General features: G+C 75.8%; 1 protein-coding gene. It reads left to right on the top strand.

What is annotated here, in order from left to right; translation table 11 throughout:
- Positions 1-6,260, top strand: a 6,260-nt coding sequence (locus SCA03_RS34200) for a non-ribosomal peptide synthetase (protein ID WP_141275868.1), incomplete at both ends; no start/stop codon positions are given.

The following is a 6,260-nucleotide window of genomic DNA, read 5'->3' as shown; positions in this document are numbered from 1 at the left end:
GCGTCCGGGACTCCGAGCCCTTCGGTACGCTCCTGGACCGGGTCAGGGAGCACAGCCTGGACGCGTTCACCCATCAGGACGTGCCGTTCGACGCGCTGGTGGACCGGCTCGACCCGGTCCGTACGCAGGCACACCACCCGCTGGTGCAGGTGCTGTTCGGCTGGCAGAACGACACCGTGCCGGACGTCTCCGCACCCGGCCTGGCGGTGGACCTCGCGTCCGTCGACGTCGAAGCCGCCCGGATGGATGTGTCGTTCAGCCTCCGGGAACGGTTCACGGCCGACGGGCGGCCCGCCGGGATCGGCGGCGTCGTCGAGTACCGGACGGATGTGTTCGACGCCGCGACCGTGGAGCGCATGGTGGCGCGCTGGCAGCGGCTGGTCGAGGAGCTGTGCGCCGCCCCGGACCGGCCGTTGGCCGCGGCGCAGGCGCCGGACGAGGAGGAGCAGGCCCGGCTGGACGCGCTCGGCAACCGCCCGGTGCTGTGGGAACCGTCCGCCGGCCGCTCGATCCCCGCGCTGTTCGCGGAGCGGGTGCGGGAGCGGCCGGACGCGGTCGCGGTGGTGTGCGAGGGGCGGTCGTGGACGTACCGGGAGGTGGACGAGGCGTCGACGCGGCTGGCCCGGCTGCTGGCCGACCGGGGCGTGCGGGCCGGTGACGTCGTCGGGCTGCTGCTGCCGCGGTCGGCGGACACGGTGCTCGCCGTCCTGGCGGTGCTGAAGCTGGGCGCCGCGTATCTGCCGGTGGACGTGGCCCACCCGGATGAGCGGCTGCGGTTCGTGCTGGGCGACGCGCGGCCGGCGGCCGTGGTGACCACCGGGGAACTGGCGCACCGGATCGCGCCGGCCGGGGTCGCGGCGGTGGACGTGGCGGACCCGGCGGTGGCCGGGCAGTCGGCCGGGCCGCTGCCGCCCGTGGACCCCGACCGGGTCGCCTACCTCATCTACACCTCCGGAACGACCGGTACGCCCAAGGGAGTCGAGGTCACCCACCGCGGCGTCGCCGACCTGGTCGTCACACATCTGCAACGGCTGGCCGAGGCCGGTGACCCGGCCGCCGAGCGCCCCCACGAGCACGTGTGGACGCTCTTCCACTCCTGCGCCTTCGACTTCGCGGTGTGGGAGATGTGGGGCGCGCTGCTGCACGGCGGGCGGCTCGTCGTCGTCCCCGAGGACGTCGTGCACACCCCGTCCGACTTCCACGCGCTCCTCGCCGCCGAGCAGGTGACGGTGCTGACCCAGACACCGTCCGCGCTGGCCCGGCTCTCGCCGGAGGGGCTGCCCTCGGTCTCCGTGCTGCTGGTCGGGGGCGAGCCGTGCCCGCCGGAACTGGCCGGACGCTGGGCGCCGGGCCGGGCGATGATCAACGCCTACGGGCCGACGGAATGCACCGTCTACGCCTCGATGAGCAGGCCGCTGCGCCCGGACACGACGGTGCCGATCGGCGCACCGGGCTCGGGCACCGCGCTGTTCGTGCTGGACGGCGGGCTGCGCCGGGTGCCGGTGGGCGTCCCCGGCGAGCTGTACGTGGCCGGACGCGGCGTGGCACGCGGCTATGTGCGCGCCCCCGGCCCGACCGCGTCGCGGTTCGTCGCGAACCCCTTCGGGCCGGCGGGGACGCGGCTGTACCGCACCGGCGATCTGGTGCGCTGGAACCGCGAGGGCGAGCTGGAGTACGTCGGGCGGGCCGACGACCAGGTGAAGCTCCGCGGATACCGGGTCGAGCCCGGGGAGATCGAGGCCGTGCTGCGGGCGTGCCCCGGGGTGGGCCGGGCCGCGGTCGTCGTCCGCGAGGACCGGCCGGGGGACCGGCGCCTGGTCGGCTACGTCGTCCCCGAGGGGACCTCGGCGGCGGACGGCCCGGCGGGCGAGGACGGCCCGGCGGGCGCCGGCGATGTGGCGGGTGAGGCCGGTGCCGCGGTGCGGGCCGGAGGCGGGGACGGCGGGCTCGACGGGGCGCGGGTGCGGCGGACGGTGGGGGAGCGGCTGCCGGAGTACATGGTTCCGGCGGCGGTCGTGGTGCTGGACGCCCTGCCGATGACGGTCAACGGCAAGCTGGACAAGCGTGCCCTGCCGGCGCCCGTCTACGGTGCGGCGGAAGGCCACCGGGCGCCGGACGGCCCCGTCGAGGAGGCACTGGCCGCGGTCTACGCACGGGTGCTCGGCGTCGAACGCGTCGGCGCCGACGACTCGTTCTTCGACCTCGGCGGCGACAGCATCTCCTCCATGCAGGTCGTCGCCCGCGCCCGGGACGCCGGCCTGCACTGCAAGCCCCGCGACATCCTGGTCGAGCAGACCGTGGCCAGGGTGGCCCGCGTCGTCCGGCGCACCCGGGCGTCCGACCCGGCCGGCGGCGACGACGAGGCGTCAGGACCGCTCACCCCGACGCCGATCATGCGCTGGCTGCGCTCCCTGGCCGCGCCCGTCGACGCGTTCAACCAGACCATGGTGTTCCAGGCACCGCGCGGCGCCGGGCACGGCGACGTGGTCGCGCTGCTCCAGGCGCTGCTCGACCGGCACCCGATGCTCCGGCTGCGGACGGGCGAGGCCCCGCCCGACAACGGCTGGAGCCCCACCGTTCCCCCGCCGGGCACGGTCGAGGCCGCCCACTGCCTCACCGTCGTCGACGCGCTCACCGACGAGGTCTTCGCGGCGGCGCTGAGCCGGTTGGACCCGGCCGCCGGGGCCGTGGTCCAGGGCGTGTGGGCCGCCCCGGAGCGGCGACTGATGCTCGTCGTCCACCATCTCGCGGTGGACGCCGTCTCCTGGGGGATCATCCAGCGGGACCTCGCGGAGGGCTGGCGGCAGCTCGGCGAGGGCCGCCGGATCACGCCGGGCGCCGGCGGCACCTCCTTCCGCCGCTGGGCCGCGACCCTGGCGGAGCGTGCCGCGTCCCCCGCCGTCCTCGCCGAACTCCCGCGCTGGCAGCGCATCGAGTCCGCCGCCGCGCTGCTGCCCGCACTGCGGCCGGACACCGACACCTGGCCGACCGCCGACCGGTTCTCGGACACGCTCGGACCGGAGCTGACCCGGGCGCTGGCGACCGAGGTGACCGCGGCGTTCCGGATCACCCTCCAGGAACTGCTCCTCCTCGCGCTCGGTGCGGCACTGGCGCAGCAGCACCGGCACTTCGACGCGCCCCTGCGCATCGATGTGGAGGGCCACGGCCGCCGGCCCGAGCCGGGCACCGGCCTCGACCCGACGGACACCGTCGGCTGGTTCACCGCCAAGTACCCCGTCGCACTGACCGTGGCACCGAGCGGTGCCGACGCCTCCCGGGACGGCGGTGCGGCCCTCGGCGCATGGGTCAAGGACGCCAAGGAACAGCTGCGCGGCGCCCCGGACGGCCTCACCTACGGGCTGCTCAAGTACCTCTCCGGAGCGGGCGAGTTGACCGGCGAGGACCCCGCGGTCGGCTTCAACCATCTCGGGCGCAGGGCCGTCCGGCGCCCGGACGAGCACCCCGGCGCCCGGCCCGGGCAGCGGGACGGCGACTGGCGGATCCTCGGCCCGCACGAGGCCCCCGGCGTCCGGCGGTTCACCGCGCAGCCGATGCTGCTGGCGCACACCGTGGAGCTGACCACCGTCCTGCTCGACGACGGCGCACAGCCCGAGCTGCACACGGCCTGGACCTGGGCCGGGCAGCTCGTCGACCGCGCGTACCTCACCGGACTGCACACGCGCTGGCGGGACGTGCTGGCCCGGATCGCCGCGCACGTCGCGGACGGCGGCGGCGGGCTCACCCCGTCCGACGTCCTGCCGGCCGTCGTCACCCAGCAGCAGATCTCCCGGCTCCGGCGCGAGGGCGAACCCGCCGACATCCTCCCGCTGACGCCGCTCCAGACCGGGCTGCTGTTCCACCGCCGGTCCGAGGGCACCGACCCCGCCGAGCTGTACACCGTGCAGCTGGGTGTGGAGATCACCGGGCCGCTGGACGTGCCGCGGCTGCGGGAGGCCGTGCACACGGTCGTCGGACGCCACCCGCACCTGGCGGCCCGCTTCGTCCTCGACGGGCTCGCCGACCCGGTGCAGATCGTGCCGAGGGATCCGTCCGTGCCGTGGCGCGTCGTCGACGCCGGTGACGGCGGGCACCCCGGGTACGGAGGGGACGGCAGGAGGGGCGGGGAAGGCGCCTGGCCCGAGCTGTACGACGCCGAACTGCTCGCCTGCGGGCGGCTGGAGGACGCGACGCCGTTCCGCGCCCTGCTCGTCGCCGCGGGGCCGGAGCGCCACGAACTCGTCCTGTCCCTGCACCACATCGTGGTGGACGGCTGGTCGATCCAGGTCCTGCTCCGGGAGATCTTCGCCGTCTACCGCCGTGAACCCCTGCCCCCGGCGCCCGCGTTCCGCGCGTACGCCGAGTGGCTGGCCGCACAGGACCGGGACGCCGCGCTCGGGCACTGGCGCCGGCTGCTGGCGGGGCTGGAGGGCCCGACCCTGGTGGACCCGGCCGACCGGCCCGGCGCCGGCACCCGGGCCCTGCTCAGGGCGGACCTCCCGGCCGGCACCACCCGGGCGCTGGAACGGCTGGCACGCGCGCAGGACACCACGCTCAACATCGTTCTCCAGGCGGCCTGGGCACGGCTGCTCGGTGCGCTGACCGGCGGCCGGGACATCGTCTTCGGCACCACCGTCTCCGGCCGCCCGGCGGAGCTGGACGGCAGCGAGTCGGCGGTGGGCATGTTCATCAACACGCTGCCGGTCCGCGCCACGACGACGGCCGCCACCACGGCGGCCGCACTCGTCGCCCGGCTGCGCGACGCCCACCACGACGGCCTGGACCACCAGTTCCCCGCGCTGGCCGACATCCAGCGGGCGGCCGGGCACCAGCGGCTGTTCGACGCGATCCTCGTCTACGAGAACTATCCGCTGGAGGCGTCCGGCGGGCGGCTCGGCACCGACGAGCTGGGCGTCCGGATCGCCTCCAGCCGCGAGTTCACGCACTATCCGCTCGCCCTACAGGTCTGGCCGGGCCGGCAGCTCCGCGTCCGGCTGGAGTACCGCACCGATGTGTTCGACACGGCGACGGCCGAACGCATCGTGTCCTGGCTGGAGAAGATCCTGACCGCCCTGGCCGACGCGCCCGACCGGCCCCTGGCCTCGATCGACCTGCTCGACGAGGGCGAACGGGCCCGCCTGGACGCGCTGGGCAACCGGCAGGTGCTGGAGCGGTCGGCCCTGGAGCGGTCGGCCCCGGAGCGGTCGGCCCTGGAGCGGCCGGTGCGCCCGGTGACGGTTCCGGAGCTGTTCGCCGCGCAGGTGCGGTCGCGGCCGGGCGAGAGGGCGTTGGTGTGCGAGGGGCGGTCGTGGACGTACCGGGAGGTGGACGAGGAGTCGACGCGGCTGGCCCGGCTGCTGGCAGGCCGGGGCGTCGGCGTCGGTGACGTGGTGGCGCTGCTGCTGCCCCGCTCGGAGTGGACGGTCCTGGCCGTGCTGGCGGTGTGGAAGCTGGGCGCCGCCTATGTGCCGGTCGATGTGCACACGCCCGACGAGCGGGTGGCGTTCGTCCTGGCGGACGCGGAGCCCGCGGCGGTGGTGACGACGGCGGAGTCGGCGGCGCGTGTCCGGGGACGCGGCGTCGAGACGGTCGAAGTGGCCTGCGCGGGAGGCCCAGGAGGCCCAGGGGGCCCAGGAGGCCCGGCGGACGCGTCGGCCGTGGTGGACGCGTCGGTCGCGCGGCGCGCTGCGGGCCCGGCTTCCGGTGAGGGGGCTGCCGAGGGCCTGCCGGCGCCGGACCCGCGCCGGATCGCGTACCTCATCTACACCTCGGGAACGACCGGCACACCCAAGGGAGTCGCCCTGTCGCACGCCAATGTGTCGGCGCTGTTCACCACGTCGGACCGTGGTGCCGAGCTGTCGCCGGGGCAGGTGTGGTCGCTGTTCCACTCGTACGCGTTCGATGTGTCGGTGTGGGAGATGTGGGGCGCGCTGGCGCACGGCGGGCGGCTCGTCGTCGTCCCGGAGGACGTGGTCCACTCGGCGGCGGACTTCCACGCACTCCTCGTCCGCGAGCACGTGACGGTGCTGACCCAGACACCGTCGGCGCTGGGCCGGTTGTCCCCCGAGGGGCTGGAGGGCGTGCGCACCGTCTTCGTCGGCGGGGAGGCGTGCTCGGCGGAGCTGGTGGACCGCTGGGCGCCGGGCCGCCGGCTGGTCAACTCCTACGGCCCGACCGAGGGCACCGTCTACGCCGCGATGAGCGGGCCCCTGCGCCCCGGCGAGGGCGCCCCGATCGGCGGGCCCGTGCCGGGCGACGCGCTG

It is taken from the genome of Streptomyces cacaoi, assembly GCF_006539165.1.
Lineage (GTDB): Bacteria > Actinomycetota > Actinomycetes > Streptomycetales > Streptomycetaceae > Streptomyces > Streptomyces cacaoi.
Note: the sequence above shows the minus strand (reverse complement) of the source record. Positions and strands in the feature narration are given on the sequence as shown.